Source organism: Bradyrhizobium japonicum USDA 6 (assembly GCF_000284375.1).
Lineage (GTDB): Bacteria > Pseudomonadota > Alphaproteobacteria > Rhizobiales > Xanthobacteraceae > Bradyrhizobium > Bradyrhizobium japonicum.
This window is the reverse complement of sequence record NC_017249.1, coordinates 957,909-977,461: the sequence shown is the minus strand read 5'-3', so window position 1 is coordinate 977,461 and position 19,553 is coordinate 957,909. Positions and strand designations below refer to the sequence as shown.

17 protein-coding genes are annotated in these 19,553 nt (G+C 64.5%); 7 read left to right on the top strand and 10 right to left on the bottom strand.

The window, feature by feature from the left end:
- Positions 1–45: 45 nt before the first annotated feature.
- Entirely contained in the window at positions 46–471 is a 426-nt protein-coding gene (locus BJ6T_RS04505; RefSeq protein ID WP_014491103.1) for a DUF1330 domain-containing protein, read from the bottom strand.
- Positions 472–639: 168 nt separating this feature from the next.
- On the opposite strand from BJ6T_RS04505, the gene BJ6T_RS04500 reads away from it, so the two are divergent.
- Both BJ6T_RS04500 and BJ6T_RS04495 read left to right on the top strand, forming a co-directional pair.
- Positions 640–2,856 carry a transglycosylase domain-containing protein gene (locus BJ6T_RS04500; protein WP_028170386.1) on the top strand — a complete coding sequence of 739 codons (2,217 nt, stop codon included), beginning with the start codon at positions 640–642 and terminating at the stop codon, positions 2,854–2,856.
- A 539-nt stretch (positions 2,857–3,395) separates the two neighbouring features.
- Positions 3,396–4,055 carry a hypothetical protein gene (locus BJ6T_RS04495; RefSeq protein ID WP_014491101.1) on the top strand — a complete coding sequence of 220 codons (660 nt, stop codon included), beginning with the start codon at positions 3,396–3,398 and terminating at the stop codon, positions 4,053–4,055.
- A gap of 257 nt (positions 4,056–4,312) precedes the next feature.
- Here the strand turns inward: BJ6T_RS04495 and BJ6T_RS04490 are convergent, their stop codons facing one another.
- The 4 genes from BJ6T_RS04490 to BJ6T_RS04475 all read right to left on the bottom strand — a co-directional run bounded on the left by BJ6T_RS04490 (position 4,313) and on the right by BJ6T_RS04475 (position 8,671).
- Positions 4,313–5,152, bottom strand: a complete 840-nt coding sequence (locus BJ6T_RS04490) for a M48 family metallopeptidase (protein WP_014491100.1) — start codon at positions 5,150–5,152, stop codon at positions 4,313–4,315.
- Positions 5,153–5,369: 217 nt separating this feature from the next.
- Positions 5,370–6,698, bottom strand: coding sequence for a polyhydroxyalkanoate depolymerase (locus BJ6T_RS04485; RefSeq protein WP_028170387.1), 1,329 nt, complete (start codon positions 6,696–6,698; stop codon positions 5,370–5,372).
- A gap of 121 nt (positions 6,699–6,819) precedes the next feature.
- On the bottom strand, positions 6,820–7,638 hold the full coding sequence (locus BJ6T_RS04480; protein WP_014491098.1) for an ABC transporter permease: 819 nt from the start codon (positions 7,636–7,638) through the stop codon (positions 6,820–6,822).
- 229 nt (positions 7,639–7,867) lie between these two features.
- The gene (locus tag BJ6T_RS04475) at positions 7,868–8,671 is read right to left on the bottom strand and encodes an ABC transporter ATP-binding protein (protein WP_014491096.1); all 804 of its coding nucleotides are present in this window, start codon (positions 8,669–8,671) and stop codon (positions 7,868–7,870) included.
- Between the two features lie 106 nt (positions 8,672–8,777).
- Here BJ6T_RS04475 and BJ6T_RS04470 point away from each other — a divergent pair, with 106 nt between their 5' ends.
- Together BJ6T_RS04470 and BJ6T_RS04465 are read left to right on the top strand one after the other, a co-directional pair.
- Positions 8,778–10,100, top strand: coding sequence for an ActS/PrrB/RegB family redox-sensitive histidine kinase (locus BJ6T_RS04470; protein WP_028170388.1), 1,323 nt, complete (start codon positions 8,778–8,780; stop codon positions 10,098–10,100).
- Between the two features lie 102 nt (positions 10,101–10,202).
- The gene (locus BJ6T_RS04465) at positions 10,203–10,757 is read left to right on the top strand and encodes an ActR/PrrA/RegA family redox response regulator transcription factor (protein ID WP_014491094.1); all 555 of its coding nucleotides are present in this window, start codon (positions 10,203–10,205) and stop codon (positions 10,755–10,757) included.
- A gap of 202 nt (positions 10,758–10,959) precedes the next feature.
- Here BJ6T_RS04465 and BJ6T_RS04460 read toward each other — a convergent pair whose 3' ends face one another.
- On the bottom strand, positions 10,960–11,451 hold the full coding sequence (locus BJ6T_RS04460; RefSeq protein WP_028170389.1) for an MmcB family DNA repair protein: 492 nt from the start codon (positions 11,449–11,451) through the stop codon (positions 10,960–10,962).
- A 146-nt stretch (positions 11,452–11,597) separates the two neighbouring features.
- Between BJ6T_RS04460 and BJ6T_RS04455 the strand changes: the two genes are divergently transcribed.
- Positions 11,598–13,271 (top strand): alpha-amylase family protein, encoded by a 1,674-nt coding sequence (locus BJ6T_RS04455; RefSeq protein ID WP_014491092.1) that lies wholly within the window; start codon positions 11,598–11,600, stop codon positions 13,269–13,271.
- A gap of 148 nt (positions 13,272–13,419) precedes the next feature.
- On the opposite strand, the gene BJ6T_RS04450 is transcribed toward BJ6T_RS04455, so the two are convergent.
- Positions 13,420–15,024: an alpha-amylase family glycosyl hydrolase gene (locus BJ6T_RS04450; protein WP_014491091.1), complete on the bottom strand. Its 1,605-nt coding sequence runs from the start codon at positions 15,022–15,024 to the stop codon at positions 13,420–13,422.
- 172 nt (positions 15,025–15,196) lie between these two features.
- Here BJ6T_RS04450 and BJ6T_RS04445 point away from each other — a divergent pair, with 172 nt between their 5' ends.
- Complete coding sequence (locus tag BJ6T_RS04445; protein WP_014491090.1) at positions 15,197–15,865, top strand: MBL fold metallo-hydrolase; 669 nt, start codon at positions 15,197–15,199, stop codon at positions 15,863–15,865.
- 3 nt (positions 15,866–15,868) lie between these two features.
- On the opposite strand, the gene BJ6T_RS04440 is transcribed toward BJ6T_RS04445, so the two are convergent.
- The gene (locus BJ6T_RS04440; RefSeq protein ID WP_014491089.1) at positions 15,869–16,237 is read right to left on the bottom strand and encodes a winged helix-turn-helix transcriptional regulator; all 369 of its coding nucleotides are present in this window, start codon (positions 16,235–16,237) and stop codon (positions 15,869–15,871) included.
- Between the two features lie 200 nt (positions 16,238–16,437).
- Between BJ6T_RS04440 and BJ6T_RS04435 the strand changes: the two genes are divergently transcribed.
- Entirely contained in the window at positions 16,438–16,740 is a 303-nt protein-coding gene (locus BJ6T_RS04435; RefSeq protein ID WP_014491088.1) for a hypothetical protein, read from the top strand.
- 50 nt (positions 16,741–16,790) lie between these two features.
- On the opposite strand, the gene BJ6T_RS04430 is transcribed toward BJ6T_RS04435, so the two are convergent.
- Together BJ6T_RS04430 and BJ6T_RS04425 are read right to left on the bottom strand one after the other, a co-directional pair.
- Complete coding sequence (locus BJ6T_RS04430) at positions 16,791–17,963, bottom strand: extracellular catalytic domain type 1 short-chain-length polyhydroxyalkanoate depolymerase (RefSeq protein WP_014491087.1); 1,173 nt, start codon at positions 17,961–17,963, stop codon at positions 16,791–16,793.
- Positions 17,964–18,112: 149 nt separating this feature from the next.
- Complete coding sequence (locus BJ6T_RS04425; protein WP_014491086.1) at positions 18,113–19,525, bottom strand: MFS transporter; 1,413 nt, start codon at positions 19,523–19,525, stop codon at positions 18,113–18,115.
- Positions 19,526–19,553: the final 28 nt, after the last annotated feature.

Here is a 19,553-nt window from a genome sequence, read left to right as displayed (position 1 = left end):
CGGGATGCGCGTTCGCGCACCCCGGCGCTTTGCCTACCCTACGAATTAAGAAGGTATCTCCCCAAAATTCTTCCCCACCGGCAGCACCGCATGCCGGATCAGCCGTGAATCCTCCACCGCGGCCTGGCGATGCTTCACCGCTTCGCGATAGACGGGATCGCGGATCATCTCGACGAAGGCGGCAACGCTTGGATATTCGGCGATGAAGCAATGGTCCCAGCGCTCCTCTTGCGGGCCGATCAGCATCAGCTCGAATCTGCCCTGCCAGACGATGCGGCCGCCGAGGCGCTCGAACACCGGGCCGCTCTCGCGGCCATAGGCGGCATAGGCTTCCGCTCCGCTCGCCTTGCGGCCGTCGGGATAGGCCGCCTGTTGGCGCAAACGCACCAGATTGAGCATGTGGATCGGGCCGGGGCGGTCGTTGTCCCGGAACTGCGCGAAAATCTCCTTGCTCGGATCGATATGGCCCATGCCGGTTCCCTCTTGTTTTATGGGGGCGATCCTAGCTCTGCCGCCCGGCGAGCGGAACTGCGGCAGGCGAATGCCGCACCTCCTAATCGCGCGTTAAGCTCTGGGTAACCGGGCCTTAAACAGCGACCGGTAGCGTGCGGTGGGGCGGGCTGACCGGGTGTTTTGCGTATGGCGTGGGGAAAGAAAAAGGGTGGGCGGAAGGAGCCGTTGTTCGGCTTGCCTGCTGCGCTCGCCGATCTGCGCCTGACCCCGGCCGACCGCGTCCCCGGCGGCGAGGACAAGCCGAAGAAATCAACGAAATCATCCGCCAAGCGCAAGAGCGAGGATGCCGGCGACGAGCCGCCGCGCGAGCGCAAGGCACAAGCCGGCCGCAGCGGCGCCAAGCGCCGGTCGAAGTCGGGCGGAGGCTTTGGCCTCGGCCGCCTCGTCTATTGGGGCGCGGTGCTCGGCCTATGGGGCATGATCGCCGTGATCGGTGTCGTGATCTATGTCGGCGCCCATCTGCCGCCGATCCAGTCGCTGGAGATTCCCAAGCGGCCGCCGACGATCCAGATCGTCGGCATCGACGGCAGCATGCTGGCGCAGCGCGGCGAGATGGCCGGCGCCAACGTCTCGCTGAAGGACCTGCCGCCCTATCTGCCGAAGGCCTTCATCGCCATCGAGGATCGCCGCTTCTACTCGCATTTCGGCATCGACCCGGTTGGCATCCTGCGCGCCCTCGTCACCAACGTGCTCCATCGCGGCGTCTCGCAGGGCGGCTCGACCTTGACGCAGCAGCTCGCGAAAAACCTGTTCCTGACCCAGGAGCGGACCATGGCGCGCAAGCTGCAGGAGGCGGAGCTCGCGATCTGGCTGGAGCGCAAGCATTCCAAGAACGAGATCCTGGAGCTCTATCTCAACCGCGTCTATTTCGGCTCGGGCGCCTATGGCGTCGAGGCCGCGGCGCAGAAATATTTCGGCAAGTCGGCGAAGGACGTCACCGTCGCCGAGGCCGCGATGCTGGCGGGCCTCGTCAAATCGCCGTCGCGGCTGGCGCCGAACCGCAATCCGGAAGGCGCGGAAGCGCGCGCGCAGATCGTGCTCGCGGCGATGGCGGATGCCAAGTTCATCACCGAAGCGCAGGCACAGGCCTCGATCGGCCACCCCTCCTACAACGTGAAGCCGGCAGGCGCCGGCACGCTCAACTACGTCGCCGACTGGATCGGCGAGGTGCTGGACGATCTGGTCGGCCAGATCGACGAGAGCATCAAGGTCGAGACCACGATCGATCCGAAGCTGCAGAGCGTGGCGGAAGCCGCCATCATCGACGAGCTCGCGGCCAAGAGCGTCAAGTTCAATGTCAGCCAGGGCGCGCTGGTGGCGATGACGCCTGACGGCGCGGTACGCGCCATGGTCGGCGGGCGGAACTATTCCGACAGCCAGTACAACCGCGCAGTCACTGCGAAGCGCCAGCCGGGCTCCTCGTTCAAGCCGTTCGTGTACCTGACCGCGCTCGAGCAGGGGCTGACGCCGGACACGGTGCGCCAGGACGCGCCGATCGAGGTCAAGGGCTGGAAGCCCGAGAACTACACCCATGAATATTTCGGCGCGGTGACGCTGACGCAGGGGCTGGCAATGTCGCTGAACACCGTCGCCATCCGCCTCGGTCTCGAGGTCGGGCCGAAGAACGTGGTGCGCACCGCGCACCGGCTCGGCATCTCCTCGAAGCTCGAGCCCAACGCCTCGATCGCGCTCGGCACCTCCGAAGTCTCGGTCGTCGAGCTGGTCGGCGCTTATGCCCCCTTCGCCAATGGCGGCTTCGCGGTCGCGCCGCACGTCGTCACGCGGATCAGGACGCTCGGCGGCAAGCTGCTCTACATGCGGCAAGCGGAAGAGCACAACCAGGTGATCGAGCCGCGCTATGTCGGCATGATGAACACGATGATGCGGGAGACGCTGATATCAGGCACCGCCAAGAAGGCGGAGATTCCCGGCTGGCCGGCGGCCGGCAAGACCGGTACCAGCCAGGATTACCGCGACGCCTGGTTTATCGGCTACACCGCCAACCTCGTCACCGGCGTCTGGCTCGGCAATGACGACAACTCGCCGACCAAGAAGGCGACCGGCGGCGGCCTGCCGGTCGAAGTCTGGTCGCGCTTCATGCGCACGGCGCACGAGGGCGTGCCGGTGGCCGCCTTGCCGAACTCGCAAGCGACCTGGGGCCTCTCGAACCTCGCGCAGGCGGCATCGCAGGTGTCGCCGCCGACGGCGATGACAGCGCCCGGACCGGCACCGGCGAGCAATGGCGGCTATCGCCCGCCTCCGACGCGCGCCAATGTGCGGCCGGAAGCCGCCGCAGGCCTCGACGGCTGGCTGATGGACCGGCTGTTCGGCGGAAACCGGTAGCTTCGAGCTGAGGTCCCCACGGCCTCACAACAAAAAACGCGAAAACAACCCCATGCACAGTAGCCGGTGATATCCGGCGTGATGCGCGGTGAATTGTGGGAAACGTTTGATCCGGCGGGACAAATCGAGCGTGCTGCGCAATCGTCGCGAAGTATGGCGGGGATCGCGCAAAGCGCGCTGACGTCGCCCCACTCTCAACTGTCATTCCCCGCCTCCGGGTCTCGCCTTCGGCGAGCCCGATGACAGGCTCCAGCGGGGAAGCCAGTACGCCGAGACGTCGAGATTCAGAACAGCTGCCGCGGCGTACTGGATCGCCGCCTTCGCGGGCGATGACAGTGATGGATGCGGCCAGCAGCGTTTGCTCGGGCTGACATCGCGCCGCGGCTTCGGCAAGTCCTGCCCAAGACGGCAAGATTTACCGATGCCGAAATATCCCTGAACGCCAAAACACCAGTGCCTTCAAGCCTCCGCAATCGGCCCGGGATTTGCTCTCTTAGGTTGTGTCCCGAAAGCTCGGGTTTAGTGGGAAGGAGCGTTCCATGATTTCAGGCCTGTCCAACCCGGCATCGAGCTATCTGCGTCCCGCATCAACGTCCAATTCAAGCCCGACATCGGGTGTCCTCTCGGAGGTGCCGCCCGAAACCGACGCAGCGACCACCGCACCCGGAATTGACGTGTCGCAACTCAAGCCGCTGCAAGGCGCCAAGCCGATCTCGGTGGCGGATAACCCGGTCCTGCGCGACCTGATGGCAACGAATTGGCTGATGACCCACGGCGCGAACGCGACTCAACCGGCCGTCTCGGACGATACGCGTGAGAACACCTATGCCCAGGTGAAGGTTGACGGCAAGGTGGTCGCCACTCTGTACAATGGCGGGTCCTCGACGATGACCAACGCGGCGGCCGCAAAGATCGGCAAGCTCGAGGATCCTCCCGGCCTGAGTGGACCTGATCTGGCGCAATGGCGAGCCGACAATTACGCCAAGCTGCTTGGCGGCACCATCGAAACAGCGTCCACCGCGATCACGCAATCGCAATGGACACCGCGTCAAAGCAATTCTACGACCTATAGTCGCGATCAACTCGACGCGGCCTTCCAGGCGATGCTGGCCGAGGGCCAAAGGGTGATGGCGCAGCAGCAAGCGCCTTATCTGGCGTCACGCGCGCGGTCGGGGACGAACGCGGATTTCAGTGCGTGAAGGTTGCTTGACGCCGCCCCACTCTCCGCTGTCATTCCCCGCGACCCGGCTACGCCAAGGCTTCGCCGGGGCTTCAGTCTAGGGGCGCCGAAGCTTCAGCGTAGGCGGCAAGCGGGGAATCCAGTACGCCGCGGCCTCTCGATTCAATCACTACGGCCTCTGGAATACTGGATCGCCCGCTCCAGTGCGCAATTGCGCACAAGGCGGGCGATGACAGTGTTTGCTGGGTTGGAGCGAGGCCTAATCCTCGGCGCGCCCTAATCCTCGACGCCGTACCGGTGCAGGTCGTTGCCATACGTATCGAGCCACTTCTTGGCGCGCTCCATCGACGGGCAGACCTTTCCGCAGACGCGCCAGAACCGCGCCGAGTGGTTCATCTCGACGAGATGGGCGACTTCGTGCGCGGCGAGGTAGTCGAGCACGAAGGGGGGCGCGAGGATCAGGCGCCAGGAGAACGACAGCGAGCCGGCCGAGGTGCAGGAGCCCCAGCGGCTGGACTGGTCGCGGATCGATAGGCGCTTGACCCTGACGCCGAGCTCGACGGCATAGGCCTCCGCCGAGCGCTGGAGATCGCGACGCGCCTCGCGCTTGAGGAAGTCGTTGATACGGCGGTCGACGTGCTCGACCCCGCCGGCGACGCAGAGAATCTTGTCGCCGCTATCGCGCGTCTCGGTCCACACCGTGCCACGGCTGCCTGCGCGATGAACGATGCGATGGGGCGTGCCGCGAAGCGGTATCACTGTGCCAGGCTGGAACGGTGCAGCCTTCGGCAAACGGCCGAGACGTGCCGCGATCCACGCGCCGTGACGCGACGCGAAGTCCTTGGCTTCGGCCAGCGTGCCGCGCGGCGGGATCGTGAGGATGGCTTCGCGATCACTCGGATGGATTCTGAGCGTGTAGCGGCGCGCGCGACGGTGCCGGCGCAATCGGATCGCAAAAAACTGCGATCCATGGGTGATGACGAGGGTCTTCGGCTCGTGGGGGCGCCGATAGAGGAGTGCGCGTGTGGCCATGTCTGTCAGTCCGGGGGGCAGGAGGGCGCCCGGATTCTGCCATAACCGCCGCCAGGGAAAGCGCTCGGCGCAAAAACAAATCATTTGCCCAATATACAGCGGTCTGGCGTCCGGGAGACCCTACAGACTGGGGTTGGAACCCTATTTTTTCGCCCCCGCTGGACGCATGCGGCACCCCCAAGGGGTGAGGGGTGACTCACTCCTATATCGCTACCTAAATACCGCGAATCTGGAGGGAACCAGAGCCTTCCGGAGGCTCCGGAAGGGTCGGAAATTTCGACGGGAAAGCCGAAATCCGCGACTATTCGGCTGCGAGAGCCTGCATCGAGCTCGGATTCGCAGCGGAGACCATGAAGTCGTGAATCCGCGGCACGATCTCCGACTTGAACCGCGATCCGTTGAACACACCGTAGTGCCCGACACCCTTCTGAACGTAATGAACGCGGCGATGATCGGGAATCGCACTACATAATGTGTGCGTTGCTTCGGTCTGACCGAGACCGGAGATGTCGTCGTTCTCGCCTTCGACCGTCATCAGCGCAACGCGCTTGACCTTGGAGGGATCGACGCGGGTTCCACGATGGGTCATCTCGCCCTTCGGCAGCGAGTGCTTCACGAACACGGTGTCGACCGTCTGCAGGTAATACTCGGCGGAGAGATCCATCACCGCGAGATATTCGTCGTAGAAGTCGCGATGCTTGTCGACGAGGTCGCCGTCGCCCTTCACCAGATTGGCAAACAGGCGCTTGTGGGCGTCCATGTGCCGGTCGAGGTTCATGCTGATGAAGCCGTTGAGCTGCAGGAAGCCCGGATAGACGTCGCGCATCATGCCCGGATGCGGGAACGGCACCTTGGTGATGACGGTGTTGCGGAACCAGTCCATGCCGCGCTCCTGGGCGAGCTTGTTCACCCCGGTCGGATTGCGGCGGGTGTCGATCGGGCCGCCCATCAGCGTCATCGAGGTCGGCACAAAGGGGTCGCGCCGCGCTTCCATGATCGAGACGGCGGCAACGACGGGAACGGAGGGCTGGCACACCGCCATGACATGGGTGTTGCCGCCAAGGACGTGCAGCATCTCGATGACGTAGTCGATGTAGTCGTCGAGATCGAAGCGGCCTTCGCTCAGGGGCACCATGCGGGCGTCGGCCCAATCGGTGATGTAGACCTCATGCGCCGGCAGGAACGCCTCGACCGTGCCGCGCAGCAGCGTCGCGTAGTGGCCGGACATCGGCGCCACGATCAGCACCCGCGGCTGCGGGCTGCGCAAGGGACGGGCGAACTTGCGATCGAAGTAGAGCAGCTTGCAGAACGGCTTTTCCCAGACCGAGCGGACCTCGACGGGGACGCGGATGCCGTTGACCTCGGTGTCGTTGAGACCCCATTCCGGCTTGCCGTAACGGCGCGTGGTACGTTCGAACAATTCGCAGGCCGCGGCGACGGACTTGCCGACCTCGGTGCGCGTCCACGGATTGAGGGGATTCTGAAACAGGAGCCTGGTCGCGTCGGTGACCGCACGCGCCGGATTGAGAGAGGCCTGCGCCATCTCGTACATCCAGTACATCGGCGTCGTCAGGACCGGACTGCCTTCGGCCGCCAGGGGCGGCGCGCCGCCGAACTCACCAATAGGCATCACTAAAATCCCCTTCGCATCGCAACATACTGCCGAATGCGTAATATTGCGTCAATGCATGGTTCCGTACATCTACGTAGCCGGAACGGCTAAATCAGCCTGAATCCACGGGAAAGTGAGATTATTCACCGCTCGAGAGCAGCGAGCCGTGCTTCTTGGCGCTCCGCAAAAGGGCAAGGAATGCCCCAAAAGATGCAACCAGCAGCACCGCATTGACGGCCAACGCACGCAACATCAGATCGGTCCTGAAGGTTTGCTCGATCAGAAGCGCCCGCATTCCCTCGAACACATAGGTCGGCGGCAGCGACCAGGCGACGTATTGCAGCCATCCCGGCAGCACGCTGACGGGATAGTAGACGCAGGCGAGCGGCATGATCGCGAACATCAGGGTCCAGACGATGCTCTCGGCGCCGAGGCCGTTTCGTAAGACCAGCCCTGAGACGAAGATGCCGACCGCCCAGCTCGTGAAGATCAGATTGCAGAAGAACGCGATCAGCGGCAGGCCGAGGGCGTAGACGTTGAAGTGAAACAGGAACAGCGCGAGCAGCGTCATCGGGATGACGCCGATCGCGAGCCGGATCATGCTCATGATCATCAGCGACAGCAGAAACTCGATCGGCTTCAAGGGGCTCATCATGAGGTTGCCGATGTTGCGGGCCCACATCTCCTCCAGGAACGAGATGGAAAAGCCGAGCTGGCCGCGGAACAGGATGTCCCAGAGGATGACGGCGCCGATCAGCGTGCCGCCGGCGCGCGCGAAGAAATTGGCGTTCTCGGCAATGTAGAGCTGGAGAAAGCCCCAGGTGATGACCTGGAGCGCGGGCCAATAAAGCAGCTCGAGCAGCCGCGGCCAGGACGACATCAACAGATACCAGTAGCGCAGGATCATCGCGCCGATGCGATGGATGGAAACGCCGCGGTGGAGGGAGAGCTCTGTCATGGCAGCACCGCGCGGCCCGGATAGAGCCAGTAGCCCGGATAGAGCCCCGTCATTCCGGGGCGCGCGGAGCGCGAGCCCGGAATCCATAACCACAGGCGGCGGTTGCGGGGCGAGACCAGCAACCTCGAGTCTTCGTCAAATTCAATCCTGTGGTTATGGATCCCGGGCTCGCGACCATGTCGCGCCCCGGTATGACAGACTCCATCCAGGCTACGATTGCAGCTACGCCTCATCGCGCCGCCTCCTTCGCACCGTTCACGCGTCCGCGCGCGACGTCCAGGAACACCTCCTCCAGCGTGGTGCGGTTGTAGCGCGCCATGATGGCCTCCGGCGTGTCGTCGTCCTCGATGCGGCCGCGCTTCATGATGATGACGCGATCGCAGAGCCGCTCGACCTCGAGCATGTTGTGCGATGCCAGAAGGATGGTGGCGTTGTTCTCCTTGCGATAGCGCTCCATATGCGCCCGCACCCAGTCGGCCGTATCCGGGTCGAGCGAGGCGGTGGGCTCGTCCAGCAGCAGCAGTTCGGGCCGGTTGATCAGCGCCTTCGCCAGCGCGACGCGGGTCTTCTGCCCGGCGGAAAGCTTGCCGTTGGCGCGGTCGATGAATTCGGTGAGATCAAGCTCGTCGGCCAGCCTGGCGATGCGATCGGAGACGTCCTTCACCGCATAGAGCTTGCCGAACACGGTGAGGTTCTGCCGCACCGTGAGGCGCATCGGCATGTCGACATAGGGGCTCTCGAAATTCATCCGCCCCAGCACCGCCGCGCTCTCCTCCGGCATCCGATGCCCGAGCACCCTGACGCGGCCGGAGGTCGGCAGCACCAGGCCCATGATCATCGCGATCGTCGTGGTCTTGCCGGCGCCGTTGCCGCCCAGAAGCCCGGTGATGCTGCCACGCGGCAGCGAAAACGAGATATCGTCGACGGCGCGGGTCTGCTTGTAGACCTTGACGAGGTGATCGACCGCAATGGCCGCAGAGGAGCCGCGCTCCGCGACAGTCGGCGGACTTGAAGCTTTGTCGTTCCCGGTCATGCTAGCCGTTCTTCTGCTATTGCAGCGGATAGCGCAAGGCTTGTAATCCGGGTGGTTCCGCGAGCCCCGCGTTTGTGACCGAGAAGGCACCGCCACATTGGCCGAGATGACTGAGACCGCCGATACCGACTTCCGCCACGAACAGCGGCATATCCGCCTGGACACGATCCTGCGGCTGCGCTGGCTGGCGGTGCTCGGCCAGCTCGCCGCGATCTTCATCGTGGCGCAGGGGCTGGAGTTCAACGTCGAGATCGTCCCCTGCGTCAGCATCATCGCGCTGTCGGCGGCGCTCAACCTGGCGCTCCAGACCGTGTCCAATCCGCTGCAACGGCTGAAGCCGATGCAGGCGGCCGGACTGCTCGCGCTGAACATCGTGGAGCTGGCGGGGCTCTTGTTCTTCACCGGCGGACTGCAGAACCCGTTCTCGTTCCTGTTCCTCGCGCCCGTGCTGATCTCGGCCACGGCGCTGCCGGCCCGCCTCACCTTCGGCCTCGGCCTGCTCGCGGTGGCCTGTGCCTCGGTCCTGTTCTTCTTCCATCTGCCGCTGCCCTGGGATTCCGACGATCCCCTGGTGCTGCCGCCGATCTATCTCATCGGCATCTGGCTCTCGATCGTGCTCGCGATCGGCGTCACCAGCCTCTACTCGTTCCAGGTGACGGAGGAGGCGCGCAAGCTCGCCGACGCGCTGGCTGCGACCGAGCTGGTGCTGACTCGCGAGCAGCATCTGACCCAGCTCGACGGCCTGGCTGCGGCAGCCGCGCACGAGCTAGGCACGCCGCTCGCGACCATCTTCCTGATCTCGCGCGAGCTGGAAAAGACGGTGAAGGACCCGAGCTTCGCCGCCGACCTGAAAACCCTGCGCGAGCAGACCCAGCGCTGCCGCGACATCTTGAGCAAGATCACCCAGCTTTCCTCCGAAGGCGCGCCGTTCGACCGCATGAAAATGTCGGAGCTGATCGAGGAGGTGGTGGCCCCGCACCGCGATTTCGGCGTCGACATCAAGGTGCGGATCGCGGTGGCGGCCTTCGCCGAGCCGATCGGCTCGCGCAACCCGGCGATCCTCTACGGCGTCGGCAACATCATCGAGAACGCGGTCGATTTCGCCCGCACCACCGTCGAGGTGAATGCATGGTGGAACAAGGACACGATCGAGCTCGTGATCTCCGACGACGGCCCGGGCATTCCGCCCGACATCCTTAACCGGATCGGCGAGCCCTATTTGTCGCGGCGGCGCAATCTGGATGACGGCGGCGGCGAGCGGCGTGGGCTCGGGCTCGGCGTGTTCATCGCGCGCACCTTGCTGGAACGCACCGGGGCCAAGGTCTCGTTTACCAACCGGACCTTTCCGGAACACGGTGCAGTGGTTCACATCAATTGGCCGAGAGAGCGTTTTGAGACTATCGAGACGCTCGAAGAAACAATAGGATAGGCCGCGACCTTGCGTCGCACGAGAGGCCCGATCGACTATTTGCGGCCTTGGCACTGCCTGATTGCGACGCCATATGTAGATGTGCAGAGAGAGGACAACACCTTGAACGCCATCGCCGAACTGAACGAACAGACCGACCGCTCGCTTCTCATCGTGGAGGACGACAAGCCGTTCCTGGAGCGGTTGTCGCGCGCGATGGAGACCCGTGGCTTTGCGGTGACGTCGTGTGACACCGTCTCGGATGGCCTTGCGCAGATCGGCAAGGCCGCGCCCGCATTCGCCGTGGTGGATCTGCGGCTCGGCGACGGCAATGGTCTCGACGTCGTCTCCGCGCTGAAGAAGAAGCGCCCCGAAGCCCGCGCCATCGTGCTGACCGGCTATGGCAACATCGCCACCGCCGTGACTGCCGTGAAGATGGGTGCGATCGATTATCTGTCGAAGCCCGCGGATGCCGACGACGTCGTCGCCGCGCTGCTCTCGACCAGCTCGGAGAAATCCGAGTTGCCGACCAACCCGATGTCCGCCGACCGCGTCCGCTGGGAGCACATCCAGCGCATCTACGAGATGTGCAACCGCAACGTTTCGGAAACGGCGCGGCGGCTGAACATGCACCGTCGTACGTTGCAGCGGATTCTGGCCAAGCGCGCGCCGCGGTAACGGTCTCGTAGGGTGGGCAAAGGCGTGCAGCGCCGTGCCCACCGTCCCTGCTTCAATCGTGGTTGGTTGAAATGGTGGGCACGCTTCCGCCTTCGCTCTTCGAGCTACGGCGGACAAGTCGCTTTGCCCACCCTACGGCTCTCGTGCCCCGGCTCTGCGCAGCAGCGTTGCACGCTGCAGCGCGTCCGGGACACGAGACGGCCTACTCCCAAAAATCCGCGTGGCCCTGCGGGTCGACCAGACGGTTGATCCGGAGCGCTGCCGCCATCGCGAAACGCACCGTCATCTGCTTGCGCGTGGCGGCGGCGATCTTGTGCTCGGGCGCCTCGCACTGCATGTGCGCGCCATAGGCGTCCGCAATGATCAGGCCGGTGTCTTGCGGGAAGATCTCGCACGGCAGATCCTGCGTGAAGGCGAAGAACAGCCGGTCGCAATGGGCGCGGTATTCGTGCCATTTCTGGTCGGCACGCAAATCCTCGACCGACGATTTGATCTCCACGATCCAGATCTCGCCGCGCTCGTTGAGCGCCACCAGATCGGCGCGCCGGCCCGACGGCAGCGGCAGTTCGCTGATGCAGGTAAAGCCGAGCGAGCGCAGCAGCCGCGCCGTGCCGCGCGCGATCGCCAGCGCCGTCTCGGACTGGCGGCGGTCGGGCGGCGGAACCAGGGCGATGTTGCGGGCGGTGCTGTCCATGAGGGGGAGCTTAGCCGATTCCATTCCACCCGTCATTCCGGGGCGCGCGCAGCGCGAGCTATGAGGCGCACACGGAACCTCCCCTCCCCCACGCACTTATCACGCAGCCGCCGCTACCCTCGGCGGAGCATCGAGGCGGCTCGCGCATGATCGACGATCTCTGGTACAAGAACGGCGTGATCTACTGCCTCTCCGTCGGCACCTATATGGATGCCAACGGCGACGGCGTCGGCGACTTCAAGGGCCTGCTGCGGCGGCTCGACTATTTGCACGGGCTCGGCATCACCACGATCTGGCTGATGCCGTTCCAGACCTCGCCGGGCCGCGACGACGGCTACGACATCGCCGACTATTACAGCGTCGATGCCCGCTACGGCACGCTCGGCGATTTCGTCGAATTCACCCATGGCTGCAAGCAGCGCGGCATCCGCGTCATCATCGACCTCGTCGTCAACCACACCTCCGACCAGCACCACTGGTTCAAGGAGGCGCGACGCGACAAGAATTCGCCCTACCGCGACTGGTACGTCTGGTCGGACAAGAAGCCGGCCGGCGCCAACAAGGGCATGGTGTTTCCCGGCGTGCAAAAATCGACCTGGACGCGCGACAAGGAAGCCGGCGCCTGGTTCTTCCACCGCTTCTACGATTTCCAGCCCGATCTCAACACCTCGAACCCGCATGTGCAGGCCGAGATCCTGAAGATCATGGGCTTCTGGATCCAGCTCGGCGTGTCCGGCTTCCGCATGGACGCCGTTCCGTTCGTGATCGCCACCAAGGGCGCAAAGGTGAAGAAGCCGGTCGAGCAGTACGACATGCTGCGCGCGTTCCGCGAATTCCTGCAATGGCGGCAGGGCGACGCCATCATCCTCGCCGAAGCCAACGTGCGGCCTGAGACGGACATGGAATATTTCGGCCGCGACGGCGACCGCATGCACATGATGTTCAACTTCCACGTCAACCAGCATCTGTTCTATGCGCTGGCATCGGGCGACTCGCGTCCGCTGGCGAAGGCACTGAAGGCGACCAGGCCGCGGCCGGCCAGCGCGCAATGGGGCCTGTTCCTGCGCAATCACGACGAACTCGATCTCGGGCGGCTGACCAAGGCACAGCGCGACATGGTGTTCAAGCGCTTCGGTCCCGACAAGGACATGCAGCTCTACGATCGCGGCATTCGCCGCCGCTTCGCGCCGATGGTCGGCGGCGACCGAAGGCGGCTCGAGCTCGCCTACAGCCTGATGTGCACGCTGCCGGGGACGCCCGTCATCCGCTACGGCGACGAGATCGCGATGGGCGACGATCTCGCGCTCCCCGAGCGCAATTGCGCGCGCACGCCGATGCAATGGTCGACCGAGCCGCATGGCGGCTTCACCAAGAGCAACAAGCCCGCATGCCCGGTCATCGACACGGGCCCCTACGGCTACGAGCACGTCAATGTCGCGAAACAGCGGCGCGATCCCAATTCCATGCTGAACTGGACCGAGCGCATCGTCCGCATGCGCAAGGAGGTGCCCGAGATCGGCTGGGGCGACTTCGCGATCATTCCGACGCGCGATCCCGCCATGTTCATCATGCGCTACGACTGGCGCAACAATTCCGTGCTGTTCGTGCACAATCTGGATGAGAAGCCGCGCGAGATCGCGTTCTCGGCGGGACTGCCCGGTGACGCCGGCGCGCGCCTGATCAACCTGCTCGCGGAGGATCACAGCCACGCCGACAAGCGCGGCCAGCATCGCGTCGTGCTGGAGCCCTATGGCTATCGCTGGTACCGGGTCGGCGGGCTGGATTATCTGTTGAAGCGGAGTGATATCGAGACGCGCTAGTTTGCTCCGCCATTTCCACAATCGTCATTGCGAGCGCAGCGAAGCAATCCGGAATCCTTCCGCGGCAACAGTCTGGATTGCTTCGCTACGCTCGCAATGACGAGGAGAGAGCGTCGACGATCCCCTCCACCGCTGTCCGGGACGACGGCTAGATGTGTGGCTGCATCACCACCACGCCCTCGTTGCCGCGCAGGTCCAGCACGCCTTCGAGCCTCTCGCCCTCGCGATCCAGAAACGTCGACAGCAAGATCTCGCTGCCGAAACGGATCGCGCTGGTGGTCACGGCGATCGGGTCGGGCCCGAGATTGAGCACGACGATCATCGCGGTGCCCTCGGCCTCGCGGCGATAGACCAGCAGATCGCCTTGCGCGGCTATCGGATGGTAGTCGCCCGCGACCAGCGCCGGAGATGCCTTCCGCAAGGCAATCAGCCGCCTGTACAGGCTGAGGATCGAACGCGAATCGGCTTCGAGATTGGCGACGTTCCAGTGGATATGGTCCTCCGGCAACGGCAGCCAGGGCCTGACGCCGGAGAAGCCGCCGGCCGGCGACGCATCCCACTGCATCGGCGTACGGCAGCCGTCGCGACCGACGCCGATGCCGGGCACATTCTTCTCGAAGGGATCGCGCACGTCCTCCGGTGCGATCGCCAGCTGGTGCATGCCGATCTCGTCGCCGTAATAGAGCGTCGGCGTACCGCGCAGCGTCAGCAGCAGCATGGCGGCGACGCGGGCCTGCTCCGGCCCGATGCGGCTTGCGACGCGCGGACGGTCGTGATTGCCGAGCACCCAGTTCGGCCAGGCGCCCTTCGGCAGCGCCTCCTCGTAATCCTCGACGATTGTCTCGATCGAGCGCGCGCTCCAGAACGTCGAGAGCAGCGCGAAGTTGAACGGCATCTGCGCGCCGGTGAGATCGTTGCCGTAATAGGCCATCAGCCGGTGCAGCGGCAGATAGATCTCGCCGATCAGCACGCGGTCGCGATACGCATCCGTGACGCGCCGCATCTCGGCGATGACGTCGTGCACCTCCGGCTGGTCGGTGGAGTATTGCGTCAGGATCCTCTCGTTCGGCGGCCGGCCCTCGACGTAATGCGGGTTCGGCGGGTTGTCGCGGAATTCGGCATCCTTGATCAGGTGCCAGATCACGTCGACGCGGAAGCCGTCGACGCCCTTCTCCAGCCAGAACCGCATCGCGTCGTAGATCGCCGCGCGGACATCCGGATTGCGCCAGTTGAGGTCCGGCTGCTCGGCAAGGAAGGCGTGGTAGTAATATTGACCTGTCGTCTCGTCGAACTGCCAGGCGCTGCCGCCGAATTCGGACAGCCAGTTGTTCGGGACACCGCCATCGGCGGCCGGATCGCGCCAGACGTACCAGTCGCGTTTGGGGTTGTCGCGCGAGGACCGGCTCTCGACGAACCAGGGGTGCTGGCTTGATGTGTGGTTGGGCACGAGGTCGAGGATCAGCTTCAACCCGTTGTCATGCGCTGCCGCGAGCAACGCATCGAAATCCTCCATCGTGCCGAACAGCGGATCGATGCCGGTATAGTCGGAGATGTCGTAGCCGAAATCGGCCATCGGCGAGGGAAAGATCGGCGACAGCCAGATCGCGTCGACGCCGAGCGATTTCACGTAAGGCAGCCGCCGCAGAATGCCGGCGAGATCGCCGATGCCGTCACCGTCTGAGTCCTGAAAGGAGCGCGGGTAGATCTGATAGAAGATGCCGTCGCGCCACCAATTGTCGCCGCCTTGAGCCATGCCGGAAAACCCACCCAAAAATCCGCGTCTCGCGCGAGCGAACGCGGAACAACGCCGCGGTTCAAACCAGCAAGCGAATTGGGACGGCCGTGTGACGGCGGGTGCGGCTGTTCCCGGGCGAGGCACGAATCTTTTGCTTGGCGGCATGGCAAAAATCGGCATTGTGAGGCCCATGACCGAGCAAAATGATACTCAAGCCAAGGCCGGCGCGATCATCGTCCCCGTGACGCTGTTCGAGCAGAACTGCACCATCATCTGGGACGAGCCCGGCAAGAGGGCCGTGGTGATCGACCCCGGCGGGGACGTGCCGAAGATCCTGGACGCGATCAAGCAGACCGGCGTCACCGTGGAGAAGATCTGGCTGACGCACGGCCATATCGACCATGTCGGCGGCGCGGCCGAATTGCGCGATGCGCTGAAGGTGCCGATCGAGGGGCCGCATGTCGCGGATAAATTCCTGCTCGACAACGTGGTCGAGAGCGGCGCGCGCTTCGGCATGACGGAGGTGCGCAATTTCGAGCCCGACCGCTGGCTCGACGAGGGCGACAGCGTGTCGATCGGCGGCCTGCAGTTCGACATTCTGCACTGCCCGGGCCACTCGCCCGGCAGCGTGGTGTTCTTCAACAAGGACCTGCGCTTTGCCCATGTCGGCGACGTGCTGTTCGCCGGCTCGGTCGGGCGCACCGACCTGCCCGGCGGCAGTCACGCCACGCTGATCAATTCGATCAAGACCAAGCTCCTGCCGCTCGGCGACGACGTCGGCTTCATCTGCGGCCACGGCGCCGGCTCGAGCATCGGCCAGGAACGGATGACCAATCCGTTCATCACCGGCGAGATGTGAGCGTTACTCGGCGGCCTCCGCCAACGCCGCCGTCTCACTGAGGTTGCGCTCGCCCCATTGCCGGATCGCGGCGACGACCGGCACGAAGCTCTTGCCCTTGCGCGTCAGGCGATACTCGACCTTCGGCGGCACCTCGCCAAAATCCTTGCGGTCGATCAGGCCGCTTTGGGTCAGCGCCTTCAATTCGCGGCTGAGCACGCGCGGGGTGATCTCGGCGCTGCCGGCCGCGCCGCGCAACAGGCCGCTCCTGATCTCGCCATAGCGGCGCGGGCCGTCCCTGAGGTCCCAGACGATGCGGAGCTTGTACTTGCCGCTGATCATCTTCTGAAAGGCCGCAACCGGACAGGTGCGCGCCGGGTTTGCCCTTGCCATGTCGTCTCCTCCATGCGCAGCCAGCCATTCTTGTCTTGACGCGTTTTCTTTACGCGAACCGGCATCCACTTCGCTCGAAAACGCTATGCGATAAGGATAGGAGCGACGCCGAAAAAGTCCATACTATCAAATTTGTCCATACTTGCAGGATCGCCCGCAAGGCGCAGATGATGGCGCACATGACGAACAGGGAGCGTCACATGAAGCACTTCATGATCAGGTACGAATTCAAAAGCGGCACGACGGAAGCCTGGCACCAGGAGATCGGCCGCTTCATCAAGGCGATCGACGGCGATCCGGAGTTGAAGGGGCGGATCGGCTATCGGGTCCTGAAGAACCGCGACGACGGCAACTACTTCCACCTCGCCAGCGTCACCGACGAGGCCGCGCAAAAAGCGCTGCAATCGCGCGACTTCTTCAAGGCCTATCAGGAGATGACGCGGAAGGTCGCGGGCGGCGAGGTGACGGTGGCGCCGATCGAATGGATCGATCAGACGGCGTAGCCGTCATTCCCGGCCCGCGACTACGTCGCGCCCCGGGACGACAGTGGGGGCTACTTCATCAATCCCGCCGCGGTGAGTGCGCGCGTGATGATCTGGCCGAGATCGAAGCCGCGAGCCGCCTCGCGCTTCGGCTCGGCCGGCTCTTCGGCGACGGCGGCACGGATCGAGCGGGCGAGATGCGGTGCGGGTGAAGGCGCCGGCTTCGACGCCCCGGGCCCGGCCTGCTTCCCGGCCGCGCCCGGAATCCAGCCGGTGAGGCCGAAGAATTTTGCGATGTGGTACGACGAGGAAATACCGGCCTCGATCAGGAACGCGCCTTCGATGCCGTAACGCTGATCATTGTCGGCGAGGCCGAGCGGCGTGCCGTGGGCCATGTCGGTGATGGCGTAGGACTCGACCAGCGTTTCGCCGTCCTTGTTCCACCAGGCCTGGCGCGGATAGCCATCGACAATGGTCTCCGCCATCGGCACGGCCGGCAGGTCGTGCAAATCGAGCCACTGCTTGACGATCTCGCTGGCGTTGCCCGGATTGACGGTGCGGTCGGCGCTGCCGTGCCACACCGAGATCTTCGGCCACGGCCCGCGATGGTTCGAGGCCCGCCGCACGAAGTCGCCGAGTTCGCGCTCCGGCCGCTCCGGCGAATGAAACATGCCGTCGAGCGCCTCGCGCAAATTCGACGCGATGCCGTAGGGAAGTCCAGCGATGATCGCACCGGCCGCAAAAACTTCCGGATAGGTCGCGAGCATCACCGACGTCATGCCGCCGCCGGCGGAGAGACCGGTGATGAAGACGCGCCTGGGATCGATGCGGTGCGCTTCGGCCATATGCGCGATCATCTCGCGGATCGACCGCGCCTCGCCGCCGTCCCGCGCAGTGTCTTCCGGATTGAACCAGTTGAAGCAGGTGTTGCCGTTGTTGACGCGCTGCTGCTCGGGCATCACCAGCGCGAAGCCGTAATGCCTCGCGAGCGTCGACCATCCCGCGCCGAGATCGTACGCAGCGGCGGTCTGGCCGCAGCCATGCAGCACGACGACGAGCGCGCGCGGCTTCTGGAGCTGCACCGGCACGAACGCGAACATGCGCAGGTTTCCGGGATTGTCGCCGAAGCCCGTGACTTCTTCCAACGGGCTGGACACGTCCGCGCTCCGGCCGAATTCGGCAAGGCGCAGACCATCCACCTTTGGGAGATGTCTCAAGAGAGCGAGATTTTTGGCAAGCGACACGGCAACTCCTGGCAGGCGACGTTCAACGTTCACCCAAACCAAATAGTTGCTGCGGCGCAAAATAAAAAGCCCGTGTGCTGTCTATCACCCGAAATCACGCAAAAATCCGCAGGAATCCGCATGAATCCGCATGAATTAACCGCAATGCCTCAACTTCGTGCAGAGACGCGGCGCATCCACGCCAGAAATGCGGCGCAGATCGTGATTAACGCCGCAAACGCGGCGAGCGAAACGAAGAAGCCTGCGCGCGCCGATTGCAACGCTTCAACCGCGAAGAATGCCGCGCCGATTGCGGCCACTCCGGCCGCATTTCCGATCTGCGCCGTCGTGCCGTACATGCCGGACGCCGAGCCTGCCGCGACAGGCTTCACCGTCGAGAGCACCACACCGGATAGCGGCGCCATCACCAGCCCCTGCCCGTAGCCGAAGATGATCATGACGAGTGCGAGCAGGATCGGTGCCGGCGCATCGATATAGCCCGTGACCAGCGCGAGTGCCGCGAGGCCCGCGATCTGCAACATGCAGCCTTCGATCAACACCTTGGTCCCGCGATGGCGCGCCCGCGCGCCGCTGTGACGCGATGCGACCACGAAAGCCAGCGCGAGCGGAATGAAGGCCATGCCGGCTGCGAGCGGCGGTATCTTCAGCCCGCGCTGCATGAACAGCGTCATGACGAGATAGAACGAGAGATTGGCGACGAAGAAAAAGAACGCCGCGCCGAGCCCGCGCAGGAAGGCTGCGTCGGACAGCAGCGTCAGATCGATCAGCGGCATGCCGCCGGCACGCGCCACCGCATGCTCGAGCTTCAAGAAGGCGACGAGGATCGCGCCGCCGCTCGCCATCACGACCCATAGCCACGGCGCCCAGCCGACATCGTGACCGAACAGCAGCGGTCCGATCAGGCACAACAGCCCCGCGAACAGCACCATGCTCCCGTTGATATCGAGCCGCGTGCCGGCCCGGCGCGGCACTGACGGCATGATGCGCCAGGCGGCGGCCGCAATGACGAGCCCGCAGGGCACGTTGACGAAGAACACCGAGCGCCAGCCGGTACCGGCGAGGTCGATCGTGACCAGGAGACCACCGAGCAGGAAGCCCGCGGCGCCCGCAAGCCCGAGCACGATGCCGTAGATGGCGAAAGCGCGGCTGCGCTGTTCGTCGGTGAACAGCAGATGCAGCGTCGCCAGCACCTGCGGCACCATCAGCGCTGCAGTCGCGCCCTGGGCCAGCCGTGCGATGATCAGCTCCGCACCCGATTGCGCCAACCCGCACCACAGCGAGGTCACCGTGAAACCGAGCACGCCGGCAAGGAAGACATTCTTCGTGCCGTGGATGTCACCGAGGCGGCCGCCGGTGACGACCAGCGTGGCGTAGGCGATCAGATAGATCGCGATGACGGATTCGATCTGCGCCGGCGTCGCATGCAGATCGACCGCGATGGTCGGGATGGCGACGTTCACGATGAAGGCGTCGACGCCGAACATGAATTGAGCAGCGACGACGATCGCCAGCACGGCCCAGCGGCGCGACGAATCGACTTGTTTTGTGACGGTTTGATGCATTTTCGCGCGAGCTTTCAGCGATTTATTT